The sequence below is a fragment of the Candidatus Binatia bacterium genome (assembly GCA_036504975.1).
Lineage (GTDB): Bacteria > Desulfobacterota > Binatia > UBA9968 > UBA9968 > JAJPJQ01.
On sequence record DASXUF010000190.1, the window covers coordinates 36,133 to 52,288 of the forward strand.

Genomic DNA, 16,156 nt, shown 5'->3' on the forward strand with positions numbered 1-16,156 from the left:
CTCAGGATGATCCTGAGCTGAGTCGAATGGATCATCTCGTACCCCATGGAAGCAGCATCGACTTAAACCAGTCTTTGGCGAGGTCGACTTTGGAGCGCTGGATCGCGGCGGCCGGGTCGACGTGCTTGGGGCACACCTCCGAGCACTCGCCGACGAAGGTGCACTCCCATACGCCGTGATGGCTGCCCAAAAGTTCCTGCCGCTGATCCCGTCCCTGATCGCGCGAATCCATATTGTAGCGGTACGCGAGCGCAATCGCCGCAGGGCCCAGGAACTCCGGCTCCAGGCCGTAGACCGGGCAGGCCGCGTAGCAGAGCATGCAGTTGATGCATTGCGTGAACTGGTGAAACTTCTCCAGCTCCGCCGGAGTCTGGCGGTATTCGCCCTCGGTCACGGGCTTTTCGACCTTGCGCACGAGCCACGATTTTACGCTCTTCAACTTGTCCATAAAATCGTTCATGTCGATCACCAGGTCGCGGATGATCGGGAAATTGACGAGCGGCTCGACGCGGATCTCCTGCCCGTGATAGTCGCGTAGAAAAGCCGCGCAGGTGAGCTTGGGGACTCCGTTCACCATCATGCCGCAACTGCCGCACACGCCCATGCGGCACGACCAGCGATAGCTCAACGTTCCGTCGATCTGATCCTTGATGTGGTTCAGCGCGTCCAGCACTACCCAATCCTGGCGATACGGCACCGAGTAGCTTTGCAGCGTCGGAGCGGAATCTTTCCCCGGACGGTAGCGGGTCACCTTCAAGGTTACGGTCGGTTCAGCCATGGTCTCCTCAATATTTCCTCTCCTCCGGTTGCCAGCGGGTTATCGTCACCGGCAGGTACTCGATCCTCGGCCCGTCGGGAGTGCGGTGGGCGAGAGTGTGCTTGAGAAAGTTCGGGTCGTCGCGCTTGGGGAAGTCGGTGCGGGTGTGCGAACCGCGCGACTCCTTGCGGTTGCGCGCGGAATGCGCGACAGCCTCCGCCACGTCGAGCATGAAGTCCAGCTCCAAAGCTGCGGTGACTTGCGTGTTGAATATCTCGCCGCGATCTTCGATGGCGATGTCGGCGAAGCGCTCGCGCAGTTGCCGCAGAAGTTGGCAGGTCTTTTTCATCTCTTCCTCTTTGCGGTAGATGCCGCACCCGTCCTCCATCGCCTTCTGCATCTCCTGGCGAATGTTGGTGATCTTCTCTTTGCCGCCCTGTTTTTTCAGGAACTGCCGGTCGAGGCGCTGCTGCTCGTCGCGCGCCAGCGCTTCGAGGCGCTGCGAAGAGGCCGGCCGGCTCGCGGCATATTGCACGGCCGCGCGGCCGGCGCGCGCGCCGAAGACGAGCAACTCGGTCAGCGAATTGGAGCCGAGCCTATTGGCGCCGTTGATCGAGACACAGGCGGTCTCGCCGGCCGCGAAGAGCCCTTCGAGCGGCGTCTTGCCGTTTTTGTCGGTGTGGACTCCTCCCATCATGTAGTGCACCACCGGCCGCACGGGAATCGGCTCGTAGACCGGATCGATCCCGACATATTTGCTGGCTAATTCGCGCACGAAAGGAAGCTTCTGGTTGATGATCTCTTCCCCCAGGTGGCGGAGATCGAGGTGGACGTAGTGTCCGTAGGGCCCTTCGAAGGTCCGGCCCTTGTAATACTCCTGCATGTGGCATCGCGAGAGGATATCGCGCGGGCCGAGCTCCATCTTGCGATGGGTCGGCTTGTCCGTCGGCGGGCCTAGACCATAATCCTGGAGATAACGGTAGCCGTCTTTGTTCTTGAGCCAGCCGCCTTCGCCGCGCGACGCCTCGGTGATCAAGATGCCGGTGCCCGGCAGCCCGGTCGGATGATACTGGACGAATTCCATGTCCTTAAGCGGCACTCCGGCGCGATAGGCCATCGCCATGCCGTCACCGGTCTTGATCGCCGCGTTGGTCGTGAAGGGAAAGACCCGGCCGCCTCCGCCGGTGCACAGGATCACGGCCTTTCCCGCGATCGTTTCCAGGCGGCCGTTGTAGATGTTGATCACGGTGGCGCCGCGGATTTTTCCGTCGTCGGCGAGCAGGGAGGTGGCATAGAACTCGTCGTAGCGCACGATATTGTCGTACTTGAGCGAGGTTTGAAACAGCGAATGCAGCATGTGGAAGCCGGTTTTGTCGGCGGCGAAGCAGGTGCGGTCGACGCTCATGCCGCCGAACGAGCGCACGCTGACGCGGCCGTCCGGGTCGCGGCTCCACGGGCAGCCCCAATGCTCGAGCTGGATGAGCTCTCCCGGGGCCTCTCTGACGAACTCTTCGACCGCGTCCTGGTCGGCGAGAAAGTCGGCGCCGAAAATCGTGTCCTTGCAATGGAGATCCAGGCTGTCGTAGTCGCGCATCACCGCGGCGGTGCCGCCTTCGGCCGATACCGTGTGGCTGCGCATCGGATAGACCTTCGAGACGACGGCGATCGAGAGCCTGCTCGATTGCTCGGCGGCGGCGATCGCGGCGCGCAGGCCGGCGCCGCCGCCGCCGATCAAGATAATATCATGTGTAATCATGGTTGCTTCTTTAGAGTCGAAAGAGATTGCTCAAGTGGTTTTTTTTACGATTTCATATCCGAGCTCTTCCACGGCGGAAAGAATCTCGGCTATGGCCGTGAGGTCCTGAATCTCCGCGTGGCCGAGGCGGACCCTTACCGCATAGTTGTAACCATAGGGGTGCTTCTCCTTGCGGAACTTAAGGATCTGCCGGGCCAAGTTAACGGGGTTGAGCTTTTTGCCTTCGGTTTCCACTACGTCAGCATGCTCACCTTGGATTCGACCGTCTGGGTTGGGACGATGTGGCGCTTTAGATTCATCTCACCGGGGTCGAAGCCAAGGGCCAAGCCCAGGAACTGAGGCAAATGGAGAATCGGCAGTCCGATCTCTTTTCCCTCTTGCGCCTCCGCCCTGGGTTGGTTTCCGTCCAAGTTCAGGTGGCAGAGTGGACAAGGGGTAACCATGCAGTCGGCGCCTTTTTCTTTTGCCTCGCCGGTGTGCTTGCCGACCATGGCGAGGGAATTCTCCTCGTTGGCCGTCAGGATGGGAAATCCGCAGCACTTTCCCTTGCCGCTGATGTCCGTCAGCTCGGCGCCCAAAATCCCTATCAGCTCGTCGAGATAATTTTTTCGCCGGTTGAGTTCTTTAGTGGGAGTGATGGCCTCCGGAGGACGGCGGATATAACAGCCATAAAAAGGAGCGACCCTCAGACCCTTGAGCGGTCTTCGGAGCAAGGACTTTAGCCGCTCGATCCCGTAATCTTCAAAAAGGACCCAGAGAAGATGCTTCACTTCGGTCGTCCCTTTGTACTCCAGCTTCTCCTCGGCAAGATATTCTCGGTTGATCTTTGCTCGATACTCCGGGTCGCCTTTTAGCCGATAGTTGGCCTGACTCATGACTCCTTGGCACGTGCTGCATATGGTCATAACGGGGAGACCAAGCTCTTCCGCCTTGGCGAACGTGCGCGCGTTGATGGGATCGGAGATGTATTGGGGAAGCACGCCGGCGCCAGTGCAGCCCACATCTTTCAACTCGTCCAGATCGATGCCCAGTTTGGCCGAGACTTTTACGGCCGATGGATAAAGTTCCGGACAGCCGCCGCGGGAGACGCATCCCGGATAGAAAGCATATTTCATTTTGTCTCTTGCTCCCCTTTCTCGAAGATCTTCTTGATTTTATCGGCCCCGGGCCTCTTCGCGTGCAGGTAAGGCAGAGGCGCCTTGCCGCGCATCATCGCTTTGGCCGCGGTCGGGAGAAGTTTCATGAGCCCTTTAATATTGGTGAGCCCTTCGGATTCTATTGCGAGCCTTCCCTCGTCCAGCCAGCCGCTTTCCTTGACCGACGCGGCGAAGCTCTGGTGATGCCGGGCGACCTTCTCGTTCTTGATGCCCATCTTGAACGCCAGATCTCTCAGGGCGATGATGCGCTTGGTCGGCTCGATGCCTCTGGGGCAATGTTCGTCCGCCTCATAGCAATGGACGCAGTCCCAGATGCCCTTGGGCCCCTCGAGGACCGCAAATCGTTCTCTCGTATCTCGGTTCCGTGGATCGAAGGCGAACCGGTAGGCCTTGGTCAGAGCCGCCGGTCCAAGGAAATTGAAATCGACCGGCAGGACCGTGCAACCCTCGTCGCACATGCCGCAGTAATAGCAGCTCATCGCCTTTCTGAGATCCTTCATCTGAGCGTCCGGGACTACGTTCTCGCCATCGGACGCCGGCTCCGCGGGTTCGAGCCAAGGCTTGACGGCCTTGATCTTGTTCCACATGAAGGCGTCCCAATCGAAAACGAGATCCTTGATCACCGGCACGATGCGAAGCGGATCGAGCGACAGCTCGGGTCCTTTTTCAGTAAAGGCGGAGACCTTGGCCGTGCAACTGAAGCGCGCTCTGCCGTTCACGCGGATCATGCAATCGCCGCAGTAACCCCGGCAGCAGGATGCGCGGAAGGCAAGCGTCGGATCCGATTCATCGCGGATCTTCAGCAGACCGTCGAGCACCGTGGCATCGGCCGGAATATTTACGGCGTGGGTGGAACGCCCCGGCTTGCCGTCCTTTTCCGGGTCCTTGCGGTAGATTTTGAAAGTGACTTCCATCCTATAGCTCCTTTTTATCGTGCAACCGGTCTCGTGTTCAACCGGGGCGCGCCTTGAATCCGGCTCACAAGAGTGTGGTGCGTCCAGTTGTCGTCGTCCCGATTGGGAAAATCCGCCCTGCGATGGGCGCCCCGGCTCTCGGTTCGCGCCTGGGCCGCCAAGGTTACAATCTCGGCCAAATTCAGCATGGAACCCAGCTCGAGATAGCCGGTAAGCTCGTAATTGTAGACCTTCGATGGATTCCTGACGCTGATCTTACCGTACCGCTCCTTCAAGCGCTGAATCCGATCGAGGGCCTCTTCCAGTCCCGCGCGTTCGCGGATCAGACCCACTTTTTCATTCATCAACTGTCCCAATTCGGAGTGGATTTTGCCCAAGGAATCACCGGACGGGTTTTGTCCACGAATGGCCGCGAGTCGTTTTTCTTCATCGCTCAACTTGGTTTCGGGAAAACTCTTCTTGGGCGCCGTCTTGGAATATCTTGCCGCGGTCTCTCCCGCTCTTCTGCCGAAGACCAACGCCTCACTCAGAGTGTTTCCCGCCAGACGGCCCGCGCCGTTGAGGCCGTTGGCGGCGCATTCTCCGACGGCGAAGAGACCCGGCAGAGACGTTTCGCCTGCCGCGTTCGCTTCAATTCCTCCCACGGAGCGATGAGCCGCCGGATGAATGGGTATTGGCTCTTTCGCGATGTCCAGGCCGGCAACCGCCCGGACCAGCTCGTGAGTTTGGGGAAAGCGCGACAGCAGCTTATCCTTGCCGATCGGTCTCAGGTCGACGGCGACCGAGCCGCCGCCGTTCTTGGACGCGTTGTGAATCGCGAGGCAAATCTTTTCCCTCGGTAGACTCTTCGATAGTTGAATCGATTCTCCTTTGCCGTCGACCACAACCGCTCCCTCGCCGAGAGCCGCTTCCGTGATCAACAGCGCCTGGTTCTTAGGGAACACCGTGGGATGGAATTGAATCATCTCCATGTCCATCAACCGGGCTCCCGACGCGTAGGCGAGGCTCTGGCCGTCTCCCGTCGTGCCGAGAGAAGCGGTCGAAGGGAGATACATCCGAGTGGACCCGCCCGTGGCGAGAATCACCGCCCGCGCGGCGAACGCATCGAGTCTGCCGGATCGAAGACTCAACGCAACGGCGCCGGCCGAGCCATTTCCGTCGACGGACAGTGAGGTGACAAACCATTCTTCGAACGAGGGGATCTCGGCGCGCTGAAACTGCTCGTGGAGCACCTGGAGCACGATGTGTCCGGTTCGATCATCCGTGTAGCAAGTTCGGCTTTTGCCGTTCGATCCGAAACGGCGCAGATCTATTCGTCCTTCATCGTTGCGGTTGAAGGGAACGCCCGTTCGCTCGAGCCAGACGATTTCTTTTGCGGCTTCCGCGGCGAAGCCCTGAACGACTTCGCGGTCACAGAGGCCGTCTCCTGCCAGGAGCGTATCTTCAGCGAAGCTCGTTGGAGAGTCGTCTTTACCGAGGGGGGCGTTGAGACCGCCCTGGGCGACCCCCGTGTTGGTTCTCAAGGGATGAACTTTGGTGATGAGGGCAACGGTGGCTCCCGCATGCTTGGCGGCGATCGCCGCTCTCAATCCCGAAGCTCCACCGCCGATGACCAAGACATCAAATTCCTGCATTCAACATCCGCCTCCGCATGCGTGTCGTTTTTATTTATAACAGATTGCCCGGAGGGTCAAGGAAAGGAGGAGCTTTCAGCGATCAGCCGTCAGCTATCAGCTAACCCTCACCCAACCCTCTCCCTCAGGGAGAGGGTTGGGTGAGGGAAAACCGCTCGAAGCTGAGCGCTGATAGCTTCTTAGCGGATTGCTTCTTTATTCTTTTTCCGGGATTCCCGGCTCGGTCATGCGCCAGGGATCGAGGATCTTGTTGAGCTTGTCCTCGGGCAAGACCTTGTGCGCGCGCGCGACTTCGCGCACGGTCTTGCCGGTGGCGAACGATTCCTTGGCGATCTTCGCGGCGGCGTCGTAGCCGATCACCGGCGCGAGCGCGGTGACCATCGCGAGGCTTTTCTCGATCATCTCCTCGCAGTGCTGTTTATTCGCTTCGATTCCCACGACGCATTTCTCCGTGAAGGCCTTGGCCACGCTGGCGCTGAAGGTGATCGCCTCGAGCAGCCTCAGCGTCATCACCGGCATCATCACGTTGAGCTCGAAATTTCCCGCCTGTCCGCAGATCGTGATCGTCGCGTCGCAGCCGATCACGTGCGCCGCGACTTGAAGAACCGACTCGCACATGACCGGATTCACTTTTCCCGGCATGATCGAAGAGCCGGGTTGCGTGTCGGGCAAACCGATCTCGCCGATGCCGCAGCGCGGCCCGGAGCTGAGCCAGCGGAGGTCGTTGGCGATCTTGGTGAAACTTACCGCCAGAGTCTTCAAGGCCCCGCTGACGTTCACGACCGCGTCCTTCGCGGCCTGCGCTTCGAAGTGGTTTTTCGCCTCGCGGAAATTCAGGCCGGTCATCTCGGAGATTTTTTTGATCGTCTTGGGGGGAAATTGAGGATGGACGTTGATGCCGGTTCCCACCGCGGTGCCGCCGAGCGCAAGCTCTTCCAGGCCGCGGGAGGCCTCTTGGATACGCTCGATGGCGAGCTCGATCTGGCGCGCGTAGCCGCTGAACTCCTGGCCGAGACGAATCGGCGTCGCGTCGGCCAGGTGCGTGCGTCCGATCTTTACGATCTTGTCGAATTCACGCGCCTTTCGTTGGAGCGCTTCGTGCAGCTTCTTCAGCGCGGGCAGAAGCTCTTTACGAATCGCCTCGAGGGCGGAGACGTGGATGGCCGTCGGTATGACGTCGTTGCTCGACTGTCCCATGTTGACGTGGTCGTTGGGGTGGACCCCTTTGCTGCCTCTTTCTTTCCCCAAAAGTTCGAGCGCACGGTTGGCGATCACCTCGTTGGCGTTCATGTTGGTCGAAGTGCCCGAGCCGGTTTGAAAAATATCGACGACGAATTCCTTGTCGAGCTTTCCATCCATGACTTCCTGGGCCGCGCGGCGGATCACATCGGCGGTCTTTGCGTCCAAGAGCCCCAGCTCCTGGTTGATCGTGGCGGCGGCGTGCTTGATAAGCGCCAGGGCGCGGATGAATTTCGGCGGAAAGCCGATGCCGCTGACGGGAAAATTTTCCACCGCCCGCTGCGTCTGGGCGCCGTAGTACGCGCTCTTCGGCACCTTCACTTCTCCCATGGAATCTTTTTCGATCCGGTATTCTTCGGCTGACATGGTTCGTCTCCTCTCTTGTCCCCCTTTTTTAGCGAGTTCTTAGGCAACAGGCAACAGGACGAGGTAGTGGTTTAATTTGCGAATTTTGTAGGGGCGACCCTGTGTGGTCGCCCGTCCGACAGGGCAGACACGCAGGTCTGCCCCTACAGTAAAATCGTAAAATTAAGAACGGTCGGTCGGGCCGGCGGCCAGTTCCACCGGTATCGTCACGGTGAACGTCGTGCCGCTGCCGCGTTGGCTTTCGACCTCGACTTTGCCGCCGAGCAGCGCGGTGAAGGTTTTGACGATGTAAAGTCCCAGGCCGACGCCGCCGTAGAGGCGAGTCTCCGAACTGTCCACCTGGAAAAATTTGTCGAAGATGGACCACTGCTGTTCGGCGGACATGCCGATGCCGGTGTCCGCTACCTTGATCTGCAGGCACTTCGGCAAGGCGTGCGATGAGAGGTCCGAGTCGGAAGGCGTGAGGTTCGAGTCTTGAATCAACTGATTGTCGGCGACCAGCGGATGGGGACCGGTGTTTTCCACCAGCCGCACCGATACCGTCACGCTGCCCTGGTCGGTGAACTTTAACGCGTTGCCGATGAGGTTCTGAATAATCTGCTTTACTTTCGCGCTATCCGTGACGATGTGTACGGGTTCCAACGGATAGTCCCAGAGAAGCGCGACGCTCTTTTTACTATGGGTCATATCCAGGTCGGACCTGAGATGCGCGAGCAACTCCGAAAGGTTGATCGGATGGTACTCGGGCATCACCGCGCGCGTTTCGAGCTGCGTCGTCTGCATGATGCTGTTGATCATGTGGAGCTGGTCGGCCGCCCGGCTGAGAATCTTCTGCAGCGCCTCCTGCTGCCGCGGATTGATGTCGCCGAGCATGCCTTCCTTGAGTACCCCGGCATAGCCCATGACCACGCTGAGCGGCGTTCTCAGCTCGTGCGACATGACGCTCAAGAATTCTTCCTTGACCTTGTTGGCGCCGACCATCTCTTCATAGATCTGCGCGTTGTGAATGGCGATGGCGGCCTGGCCGCCCAGGGTCGTGAAAAATTGCACTTCTTCCTCGTCGAACCGGTGGGTTTCCTTGGTAAAGACGGCGAGGACCCCGAGCGCCTCGTCTTTGGCCATCAAGGGGATCCCTAAAAAAGAGACCAATCCGTATTCGCGCATGAACTCCTGGTGGCGGGTGCGCGGGTCTTGGCCGACGTCGTCGATCATCACGGGCTTCTTGGTTTCGAGCACGAGCTGCGATAGGCCTCCCGGGGCTTTGGAGAAAGTCCTTTTCCACTTCTCTTCATTGATGTTCCTGGAGGCTACGGGCTCGAGCTCTCCGGTTTGCCGGTTCACCAACCGGACGGTGGCCGCGGCGTAGGAAGTGGAGAGCTGGAGCTTCTCCAACAGGATGTCCAGCACGCGGCGGAGATCCAGGGTCGAGGTGATCGCCATGCCGATCTCGTGCAGCGCGCGGATGCGCTTGAGCGCGTGTTGAAGATTCCCCATGGCCTTTTTGCGCTCGGTGATGTCGCGCACGACGCCTTCCATGCGCGTGGGATTTCCCCGCTCGTCGTAGTGGCCCCGGCCGCGCGCCGTGATCCAGCGCACCGCGCCGTCGGGCCGCACGGCGCGAAACTCGGCGCCGTAGTCCCTCTTTTCTCTCAGCGCTTCGGCGACCGCCCGGTCCACGCCTTCGCGGTCCTCGGGGTGGATCATCTGTAAAAATAATTTATAGGTGAGAGTCGCGTCGGGCGCGACCGCAAATATCTCCCGGCACTTTTCCGACCAGATCAACTCGCCGGTGACGACGTTAAAATGCCAGGTGCCGAGGCCGGCGCCGACAACGGCGAGGGCCAGGCGCTCCTCGCTGAGTTGAAGCTGCTCCTCGGCCCGCTTGCGGTTGAGGGCCGCCTCTTCGAACGCTCGCGCGAGTTGATCGGCCTCGGCGATCGTCAGCCGCGGGACTTGCGGTATCTCGCCGCGTCCCAGGGCCGCCGCGCCGCTGGAGAGAACGGCGAATACAGCCGCGATGCGCCGGCCGAACAGAGCCGCCAGGAGAAGGCCCAACAGGAGAAGCAACATTCCTCCCATCGACACGGCGACCCGCTCCTTTCCGTCCAGAACCGCGATCATCACGCCGGCGAATATCAAAACCGGCAGGAGCGCGACCGCGACCAGAATCATCAGGTGCCAGCGTATCTTCATGGGTCAGCGTCTCCGGACTGGAAAAGAAGTGCCGAATGCGGGAGAGAAAGTCCGTCCATATCAAAAAAGCCCGCCTGGCATGTCCAGTCGGGCTCATAGCTGACCTTCAAACGGCGGGCCGCCTAGTCCCATAGACCTGCGCAGCCTTCGAAACTCCAACTGGCGGCGATTATCTCACCCGCGTCGGCAAACTGTCAAGGTGAATTGAAAAAACGCGACAGCGAAGTGTGCCGTGTTGGCAAAAAAATCCGCGCGCTCTACGGGGCGGAAGGAATCGTCACTGTAAACGTCGAACCTTTGCCGAGCTCGCTCTCCACTTCGACTTTTCCCCCGAGCAGATCGGTGAATTGTTTTACAATGTAAAGTCCAAGCCCGACGCCGCCGTAGTGTCTGGTCGCGGAGCTATCGACCTGGAAAAACTTGTCGAAGATGGATCGCATCTGCTCGGCGGGAATGCCGATGCCGGTGTCGGCCACCCGCAGCTCCACCCAGCGCCTGGCTGTACCGGAGAATGGGTGGACCGGAGAATCGGTGACTTCCCCGCCCCGATTCCCCGATTCTCCGTTTCCCCGATTCCCCGTTTCAGAAAGGACTCGCGCCGAGACCGTCACGCTGCCCTCAGCGGTGAATTTGAGCGCGTTGTTGATGAGGTTCTGCAGGATCTGTTGCAATTTCGCTCTATCGGTATTGATGGAGTCCGCGTCGGTAGGGTAATCCCATAGGAGTCTGACATCTTTCTTCTCGGCCCGGACAGCATAGTCCGACTTCAACTGATCGAGAAATTCATTGAGGTCCACAGGCTGGGGCTCCAGCGCGACCACGCGCGCCTCGATCTGCGCGGTCTGTAAGATATCGTTGATCATGGCAAGCTGGTCCGCCGCCCGGGTGAGCACTTTCTCCAGCGCCTGTTCCTGCTGCAGATTGATCTCGCCCAGCAGCCGGTCCTTGATCATCCCCGCGTATCCGGTCACCACGCCGAGAGGCGTTCTGAGCTCGTGCGATATGACGCCGAGAAATTCGTCTTTGACCTTATTTGTCTTCTCAAGATCGGCGGCGTGCTTCTTGGTTTGCTCATGGAGCTGGGCGTTGTGGAGGGCGATCGCCGCGTGATTTGCCAGCGTGGTGAGGAGATCGATCTCCTCTTGGTTGAATTCATGCTCGCGGCCCGTATAAATGCCGAGAACGCCCAAGACTTCGCCCTTGGCGATCAGCGGGATTCCCAGGTAGGAAACCAAGCCGTACTTGCGGAAGATTTCGCGATTGTGCGTCAGCGGATCTGCGTCGATGTTGAGGACCGCCACGGGCGATTGGGTCGCGATGACCTTCCAGGACCGCGCGCCGGTTCGACTTGCGTTCCATTCTTTGGCGTCCACGCCCCGGCAGGCGACAAACTCGAATTTTCCCGTCTCGCGGTTGAGAAGCCGCACCGTTCTGGCCGTCGCGATCGGCAAGAAGAGCTCGATCTTCTCCAGCAGAATCTGGAGTACGCTCTGGAGATCCAACGAGGAGGCGATGGCTTGCTCGATCGCTCGGAGCGCCTCGACGCGTTGGAGATTGTCGCGGGCCTGCTGTTCGGCGCGCTTGCGCTCCGTGATGTCGCGAACGTAACCGGTGAATACCGGAGGACCGTTCAGAGGAATGCGGGTTATGGCAAGCTCTACCGGAAACTCAGTGCCATCCGCGCGCATCGCAGTGATCTCGATCTCCTTTCCCAGCACTGGGCCCTCGCCCGTGGACAAATAGTGCGCCAGACCGCGGCGATGCCCGTCGCGCAGGGATGGAGGAATGATCAACTCGCTCATCGCCTTGCCCAAGGTTTCGGCGCGAGTGTAACCGAACGTCTTCTCGGCCGCCGCATTGAATTCAACGATTTTCCCCTCGTGGTTGATGGTGATGATGCAATCGAGCGCCGATTCGAAAATGGCCGCTTTGCGCGCCTCGCTTTCACGGAACGCCTCTTCCGCCCGCTTGCGCTCGGTGATGTCATGCACAACAACGAAGAAACCCTGAACCTCTCCCTTCATGTCTAAATCCGGCACGAGAGTGGTGAGCCCCAGCAACGGCTCGCCCGAGGCGGTCTTGAGCGGGTTCTCGAAGGTGACCCGCTCGCCGTCCAAGGCTCGCTTGATATAGGGTTCGGCCCGCCTGAAGGCTTCCTCGCCGATGACTTCCGGCACCGTGCGGCCCACGATGGCCGCTGCAGGCGCACCAAACCGGCGTTCATACGAGGCATTGACGAACAGATAGCGGAGGTCACGGTCCACGCGGGAAACGAGATCGGGGATGTTGTCGTAGATCAACGACAGCTGATTCTCCCGTTCGCGCAACGCTTCCTCGGCTCGCTTGCGCTCGGTGATGTCTTCTACCACCCCAACGTAGCTGACAACCTTTCCCGATGCGTCCACCTGCGGCGTCGCGAGAGCATGCACCCAGCGCAGATCTTCGGCGGGCGTGATGAGGCGATAGTCGGTTGCATAATCCTTCCTCTGCGCGGCCGCGTCATGCCACGACTGCTTAACTCTTTCCAGCTCGTCCGGGTGAATCGCCCGCATCCATCCGTATCCCAGGCTCTCTTCCGCGGTCAGTCCCGAAATCGTGCTCCAAATCGGGTTGGTGTAAACACACTCGCCCGTCGGCGTGGTCAAGAAGATCCCGATCGGCGCCGCCTCCGCCAAGGTGCGAAATCGTCCTTCGCTCTCCCTGAGCGCCTCCTCCGCCGGCTTACGCTCGGCGAGTTCAGCCTGAATTTTCCGACGGGCTCGCGTCGGCTTCTCCGAAGAACTCTTTGTCCTGCGGGATCTTCGTCTGCTTTTTGAACGTCTTTGAGCCATTTCACTCGACGCGAATCGAAGGCGCAATAAAAAAGCCCGGCCGGTCTGATCCAGTCGGGCTCGCCGTTGATCGCCAAAGTCGTCCAGCCGGAGTCGCGGCGGAATCAGTCCGTCTCGGCTTTTACGCGTAATTCTTGCATAGGTGCGTCGGAGGAGGCAAGACAGAATGTCCGATCCACGGCGGCCGGCGACGCCGGCCTAGGTTGCGTAGGGGATTCTGACCGTGAACGTCGATCCTTCGCTGGGTTCGCTCGCGACGTCGAGTCTGCCGCCGAGAAACTCGGTGAAGTGCTTGACGATGTAAAGTCCCAAGCCGGTTCCGCCGTAGAGCCGGGTCTCGGAGCTATCGACCTGGTAGAACTTATCGAAGATGACGCCGAAGTGCTCCCCGGCGATGCCGATTCCGGTGTCCGCCACCTTCAATTCCACCCACTTTCTTCTCGGGTCCTCGGTCAGCCGGAGCGAAACGGTAACGCTGCCTTGGGGCGTGAATTTGATCGCGTTGTTGATCAGGTTGACCAAAATCTCCTTCAGTTTCCCGCCGTCGGTCACGATGGCCAACGGTTCCGAAGGGTAATCCCAGACGAGCGCCACCTGCTCTTTGGTGTGGCTTATGGCGTAATCCGACTTGAGATGGCCGAGCAGCTCGGCCAGGTTCACTAGATGGCGCTCGAGCACGAGCGCGCGCGATTCGAGCTGGGTGATCTGCATGATGGCGTTGATCATCGTGAGCTGGTCGTTGCCGCGGGTGAGCAATTTCTGCAGCGCGTCTTCCTGCTGCGGGTTGATCTCGCCCAGTAGCCTCTCCTTGACCATACCGGCGTAGCCCATGACGACGCTCAGCGGCGTCCTCAGCTCGTGCGACATGACGCTCAAGAACTCGTCCTTGACCTTGCTCGCCTTCTCGAGCTCGTCGCGCGAATCTTTCAGGTGATCGAAAAGCTCCCGGTTCTCGATGGCGACGCCCATTTGTTGCGCGATGGCTACCAGGAGATCTTTTTGTCCCTCGTCGAAGCGGCCCGGCCGCCGGCTGGCAAGATGGATGACGCCGCACACGGACCCATGAATCCTCAGCGGCAGCAGGGCGCAGGAGGAAAAGCCCGCTTGCTGCTGAACCTTGGTCTTGAAGCGCGGCTCGGCGGCGATCTCGGGAGCGACGATGGGCTCGCCGTGTTTGACGACCCATTCCAGCGCCCCTCCCAACAGCCCGGTCTCCATCTGCCTGACATGGTCGTCGGAAAATTCCCGGTGGCCGGCGACGACGGTGGCGCCCGTGTCCTTTTTCCAGACCCGGATCAGAACGGCATCGGCGCCGGTCGCCTCCATGAGGCTCGCGAGGATTCCATCGATCGTTTCGGCGATGGACCCCGACGCCGTGAGGGGCGCCAGCGCCGAGTAAATACCGGGGAGCGCCTTCAGCGAGTTTTTCAAATTGGCGTTGGCCAGCTCCAATTGTTTTTTGGACAGCTCGAACTCCTCGTATAACCGTCCCTGGTAAATCGACTGCGCCGCCTTCGCCGCCGCGGACCTCAAGAATTCTATCTCATCGCGGGCAAAATCGTGCTCCTCGCCGGTGTAAACGCCGAGGATCCCGAGCCCTTCATCGTTGACGACCACCGGGACGCCCACATACGAAACCACCCCGGCCTTGCGCACCATCGGCTTGTTGGCCTGCGGGTCGTGCTGCAGATTCCCTATCGTCAGGGGAGTTTTCGTTTCGATGATTTTCTTGCTGCGCGCGCCGAGAACCCGGTTTTCTTCGAGCGTCCAGTTTTCTTCGTTTCGATGGCGCGCGCGCAGGGGCTCCAATTCACCGGTTTCCCGGTTCAACAGCCGGACCGTGGCGGCGGTCGCGAAGGGGAGAACGAGGTCGATTCGCTCGAACAGGATATCGAGAATATCGCCCAGCTCCGGCGCGGAAGGGATGGCGAGCTCGCTCTCTCGCAGAGCCCGCAGGCGCTGGAGATCGCGCTGCAGCCGTCTTTCGGAGCGTCTCCGCGAGGATTCCGCTTGCGCGAAGGAGCGGGCGCTCCGGAGGATGACGACGGTGAAGAAAACGGCATTGGACAGCGCGAAGAGGACCAATCCAACTTCAGCGCCGTAAAATCCTCTTCTCTGGCCCAGCAAGGTCAAGTAGCCGAGCAGAAGCGGGATGCCGACCGCGCCCGGCAGCCATCGAAGCGCCGACAAACCGCCGGTGTTGTCTCCCGCGAGAGCCGCGAGAAGGCCCTCGCCGGGGCGCGCGCATAGAACGCCGAGGGAAAGAATCAGGAAGCACGCCGCCGCGTGCGGCGCGATGGGGGCATAGGACCCGACGGCATAGAGTGCAGGGATGCCATAAAGATATCCGGACAACGCGAGCAGCGAAAGCGCGCCGGTCGCCAGGGCGATCGACTGGACGATCCGGGCTTCGATGGCCGCGCCGAGCAGCGACAGCTCGGCGCCCAGCAATAAGATCAAAACTGCCGTGGCGGGATCCATTCGGCCGCTTTCGGCCGCCGGATCGTTGAACCAAAGTTGATCGATGCCGAGGTCCCGCCCGAGCAGATGCTCGGCAAGCGTCAACAGGCCTATCAGAACGACGACGGCCGCGCACGCCCGGGCGACGAGAAGCAGGCGAGCGTCCGAGTCTCCGGACAAGAGCCATAAGGACAGGGCGGATAGAACCAACGCCAGAGCCGCGTTGGCCTTCATGTCGCCCCCGCCGAGATAAACAGTCTTCAAGATTGAGACGTCGAAGGCCCAACCCAGAAGAACGAGACACCCGACGGCGGCGGCGGCGACACTTGCCGCGCGCGCGCAGCGCTGGAGAGGAGAAATGGGCTCGATATTGGTTAGCGCGGCCATTTAAACAAAAACCCGGCTGGAACGATCCAGTCGGGTCATGATTCATCGAGCTAATGCCGTTTTGAGTTCAACCAAATTTCTCGGCTGAATCTGAAATTTTAAAAACGATTTTACGCCGGGCGCTGCCTAAAAGCAATCGCTCCTATATTTCACGCGGTCCGCGGCGCGGGCTTCATCTTCTTTTTCGCTCGCCGTTATGTTAGCAGGACTTTTCATGAACCCGGTACAGCAGCTCAACGAAACCATCACGCGCTGCAAGCGATGCCCGCGCCTGGTCCGCTGGCGCGAGCAAGCGGCGAAGAATCCGCCGCTGCGCTATCGGGGACAAAAATATTGGGCCAAGCCGCTGCCGGGATTCGGCGATCCCGCGGCGCGTCTTTTCATCGTCGGCCTGGCGCCGGCGGCGCACGGCGGCAATCGCACGGGTAGAATCTTTACCGGCGACCGCAGCGGCGACTGGCT

General features: G+C 60.2%; 11 protein-coding genes. 1 reads left to right on the forward strand and 10 read right to left on the reverse strand.

All coding sequences use genetic code 11. The features are described from left to right. Positions 1 to 31: 31 nt before the first annotated feature. The 10 genes from VGL70_23125 to VGL70_23170 all read right to left on the reverse strand — a co-directional run bounded on the left by VGL70_23125 (position 32) and on the right by VGL70_23170 (position 15,694). Complete coding sequence (locus tag VGL70_23125) at positions 32 to 778, reverse strand: succinate dehydrogenase/fumarate reductase iron-sulfur subunit (GenBank protein ID HEY3306424.1); 747 nt, start codon at positions 776 to 778, stop codon at positions 32 to 34. Positions 779 to 785: 7 nt separating this feature from the next. Continuing rightward, positions 786 to 2,513, reverse strand: a complete 1,728-nt coding sequence (frdA, locus tag VGL70_23130; protein HEY3306425.1) for a fumarate reductase (quinol) flavoprotein subunit — start codon at positions 2,511 to 2,513, stop codon at positions 786 to 788. Positions 2,514 to 2,543: 30 nt separating this feature from the next. After that, positions 2,544 to 2,747: a hypothetical protein gene (locus VGL70_23135; GenBank protein HEY3306426.1), complete on the reverse strand. Its 204-nt coding sequence runs from the start codon at positions 2,745 to 2,747 to the stop codon at positions 2,544 to 2,546. After that, positions 2,747 to 3,628, reverse strand: coding sequence for a CoB--CoM heterodisulfide reductase iron-sulfur subunit B family protein (locus VGL70_23140; GenBank protein ID HEY3306427.1), 882 nt, complete (start codon positions 3,626 to 3,628; stop codon positions 2,747 to 2,749). Before VGL70_23140 ends, VGL70_23135 begins: the two co-directional genes overlap by 1 nt. Then, entirely contained in the window at positions 3,625 to 4,584 is a 960-nt protein-coding gene (locus tag VGL70_23145) for a succinate dehydrogenase/fumarate reductase iron-sulfur subunit (GenBank protein HEY3306428.1), read from the reverse strand. The genes VGL70_23140 and VGL70_23145 overlap by 4 nt, the downstream gene beginning before the upstream one ends. 14 nt (positions 4,585 to 4,598) lie before the next feature. After that, complete coding sequence (locus tag VGL70_23150; protein HEY3306429.1) at positions 4,599 to 6,218, reverse strand: FAD-dependent oxidoreductase; 1,620 nt, start codon at positions 6,216 to 6,218, stop codon at positions 4,599 to 4,601. A 195-nt stretch (positions 6,219 to 6,413) separates the two neighbouring features. After that, complete coding sequence (locus VGL70_23155; GenBank protein ID HEY3306430.1) at positions 6,414 to 7,823, reverse strand: class II fumarate hydratase; 1,410 nt, start codon at positions 7,821 to 7,823, stop codon at positions 6,414 to 6,416. Positions 7,824 to 7,985: 162 nt separating this feature from the next. Continuing rightward, the gene (locus VGL70_23160; protein ID HEY3306431.1) at positions 7,986 to 10,016 is read right to left on the reverse strand and encodes an ATP-binding protein; all 2,031 of its coding nucleotides are present in this window, start codon (positions 10,014 to 10,016) and stop codon (positions 7,986 to 7,988) included. Positions 10,017 to 10,273: 257 nt separating this feature from the next. After that, on the reverse strand, positions 10,274 to 12,847 hold the full coding sequence (locus tag VGL70_23165) for a PAS domain S-box protein (protein ID HEY3306432.1): 2,574 nt from the start codon (positions 12,845 to 12,847) through the stop codon (positions 10,274 to 10,276). Between the two features lie 198 nt (positions 12,848 to 13,045). Beyond that, positions 13,046 to 15,694 carry a GAF domain-containing sensor histidine kinase gene (locus VGL70_23170; GenBank protein ID HEY3306433.1) on the reverse strand — a complete coding sequence of 883 codons (2,649 nt, stop codon included), beginning with the start codon at positions 15,692 to 15,694 and terminating at the stop codon, positions 13,046 to 13,048. 214 nt (positions 15,695 to 15,908) lie between these two features. Between VGL70_23170 and VGL70_23175 the strand changes: the two genes are divergently transcribed. Beyond that, positions 15,909 to 16,156 (forward strand): uracil-DNA glycosylase family protein (locus VGL70_23175; protein HEY3306434.1); only part of this gene is annotated, 248 nt, incomplete at its 3' end.